At 60.1% G+C, this 2768-nt stretch carries 2 protein-coding genes; one reads left to right on the top strand and one right to left on the bottom strand.

The genetic code is table 11. From position 1 onward, the window contains the following. Positions 1 to 298, top strand: a 298-nt coding sequence (locus WCA53_RS07360; protein ID WP_423907468.1) for a glutathione binding-like protein, incomplete at its 5' end; no start/stop codon positions are given. Between the two features lie 139 nt (positions 299 to 437). Here WCA53_RS07360 and WCA53_RS07355 read toward each other — a convergent pair. Further along, positions 438 to 2540 carry a pyridoxamine 5'-phosphate oxidase family protein gene (locus tag WCA53_RS07355; protein ID WP_423907466.1) on the bottom strand — a complete coding sequence of 701 codons (2103 nt, stop codon included), beginning with the start codon at positions 2538 to 2540 and terminating at the stop codon, positions 438 to 440. Positions 2541 to 2768: the final 228 nt, after the last annotated feature.

Here is a 2768-nt window from a genome sequence, read left to right as displayed (position 1 = left end):
CCCGTGCTCTGCGCGGCTCGTGACGGTGTTCGGCGTGCCGCTCCACCTCGAAACCGCGCAGGCGATCGCCCTCAAACTGTTCGAAGTGCTCGACGTGGAACTCGCCGACAAGCCGTTCGCCGCGGGGGCTCACGTGAGCATCGCCGACATCGCTGCGCATACGTACATCGCGCATGCGCCCGAAGGCGGTGTGTCACTCGAACCGTACCCGAACATCCGCGCATGGCTGCACCGCGTCGAAGCGTTGCCGCGTTTCATCCCGATGCCGTCCACCAAAGCGGGGCTGCTCGCCGCCTGACCGGCGACGCGTTGCACGACACCCCGTGCTCGGAGGCCAACAGGCCGCGATCGGGTGGCGATGCATTGCGAAAGATGACTGACCCGTCACGATAAAAGCAAACAAAAACCGACCGCTTTGAAAGGGTCGGTTTAGTTGCCTATAGCTCCAGCACAATAGGCATATCGCCTACCGGCCTGCCGACGCAGAGTAACGCGCAGCCTGGGGCAATGTCCGCTTCCACGTTGCCGCTGTAGGCGATTTGGCCTTCACGTACTCGCGTGGCGCAGGTTCCGCATTCGCCGATTCGACAACTAAACTCCGCGGGAATTCCATTCGCTTCGGCAAATTCGAGCAGCGTGCCGTCCCTGGGCATCCATCGAATGGTACGTTGCGAGCGGGCAAAGGTCACCGAAGTAGAGCGTGTGTCGGCACTCGGTTCCACGGGTGCAGGGAGACTCGATGTCCGCTTTACGCTCGCAGGTCCGAAGGCCTCGAAGCGAATCCTTTCATCAGGCACATTCAGGGCGCGCAATCCAGTGTATATGTCCTGCATGAAGGCCGACGGACCGCAAAGATAGAAATCGTAGTCATCGAACGGAAGCAGGCGCTTGACCTGGTCGATCGTTACGCGGCCGCGAATAGTACCGGCGTTGATCGCGGCTTCAGGTGCGCTATCCATCAAGTGCACATGCAGGTTTTTATGCCTTGACTTAGCTTTTTCCAGTTCCGCAGCGAAAGGGCGCTCGCGTGCGTTGCGCGCGCCGTGAATGAAGTGCAATGGCTTCGAGTCGGAGTCCTCGGCAAGCGCCGCGGAGACGATCGCCATCATCGGCGTGATGCCGATTCCTGCCGACAAGAGCACTGCCGATCGTCGACTCGATGCGTCGAAAACGAAGTCGCCGCGCGGCGTCTTGGCGTTGATCTTCGTGCCGACAACCACATGGTCATGCAGCCAGGCGGACGCCACGCCCTCTCGCTTGACGGTGATTCGATACAACGTGGCATTGTGCGCGTCGGACAGCGTATAGGTGCGAACTAGCGGCGTGTCATGCCCCGGCGCGGGAATCTGGATCGGCAGATACTGGCCAGGAACGAACGAAGCGCGCGATGCACCGTCTGCTGCCTTGAGATAAAACGATCGGATCGAAGGCGTTTCTTCCACGATCGCCACGACATCCAGCGGCTTCCATAGGCTTGCTAACTTTGCTTCGCGATCGACCGGGTCGGGTGCTGCATGAGAAGCTTCATGAGCTGCTTCATGAGTCGCTTGATGAGTCGCTTGATGAGCGGCTTCAAACGCCGCGAATTGTGGCGCATATTCAACTGGCGACCAGGTAAACGGCAGCACCGCCGTACTGCGCCGCACTTCGCGCACATGAAAGCGCACCAGGCGCTCGGCGCCTGCGAATTCGCTGATCTGCGCCTCGTCCCAGATGATTTCGGATTCAACCGCGATGTAAAGCAAATCGCCACGGACAAAGTCCAGGAACAGCAAACCTGCACGGCTGTTGACGGCGAGGTTGCCCAGCGTGTTAAAGAACCGGTTGCCGCTGAAGTCGGGCACGGTCAAGGTATTCGCATCGTCCACGCGCACAAAGCCCGGCCGGCCGCCTCGATGCGATACATCCGCCCCGCGTGCGAATCCCGCGTCATCCGACCCATTTGCGCTCGCGATAAAAAACGTATCCGCAGCCTCAAGCAATGCCCGGTCGGCGTCGTCGAGTTGCGATGCGCGACGCTGCGGCTGACGAGCCACGCTGAGAGCGTGCGGGACAAATGTAGGCGTACGGCCTTGAATATACTTGGGACAGTTGCCGAAGCTCTGGCTGACATCCAGGGTGATCTCGTCATGGTCGAGCGATGTAATTACGCCATTGACACGATTGCGCCGCCGCGTTTCCGGCTGTATTCCGAGGGCGCCGATCATGCTGCCTACGTTCCATCTATCGGCTAGCGGATCGCCCGGCAGAGTCGTTCCCGCGATGCGCAGGGTATGAACATCGGGCGATGACACGAAGCCTGGCTGCCCGACGCGCAATGTTGCCCACGGTTGGCCGTTTGCATCGACCCCACCGAGCACCATGAAAGGCCGGTCATTGAAGAACGTCCTGTGTTGCTCCGGCATGACAGACCGAATGCTGCGGGTTCCCGACGAATGCGCGAATTCACGTACGCCCACGCGCTCCTGAACCGCCAGTTCGCCCGCATGAAACGGCGATGAAGCGGACGGCTCGGCGAGCAGGGTGAACGTATCGGTCATGGGAACCTCGGGAGGCGCCAGCGTAGAAAATAGCGTGTCTAATCGGCGAGCACACCGCGCTGACCATTAGTCTAGATGAAGGGTAGTGCGTAAGCGGAGTGTCCGCTAGAGGGATACTCACGGAAACTCAGTTCTCTAAGAGCGGACAATCGACCTGGCCGAGGTCAGTACCGTCCATACGACCCACCCGCTGACAAGCCAATTTAGAAGACGCCGTCAGGCTAGAAT

Source organism: Caballeronia sp. (assembly GCF_049581465.1).
Classification (GTDB): Bacteria; Pseudomonadota; Gammaproteobacteria; order Burkholderiales; family Burkholderiaceae; genus Caballeronia.
This window is presented reverse-complemented; position numbering and strand designations above follow the sequence as displayed.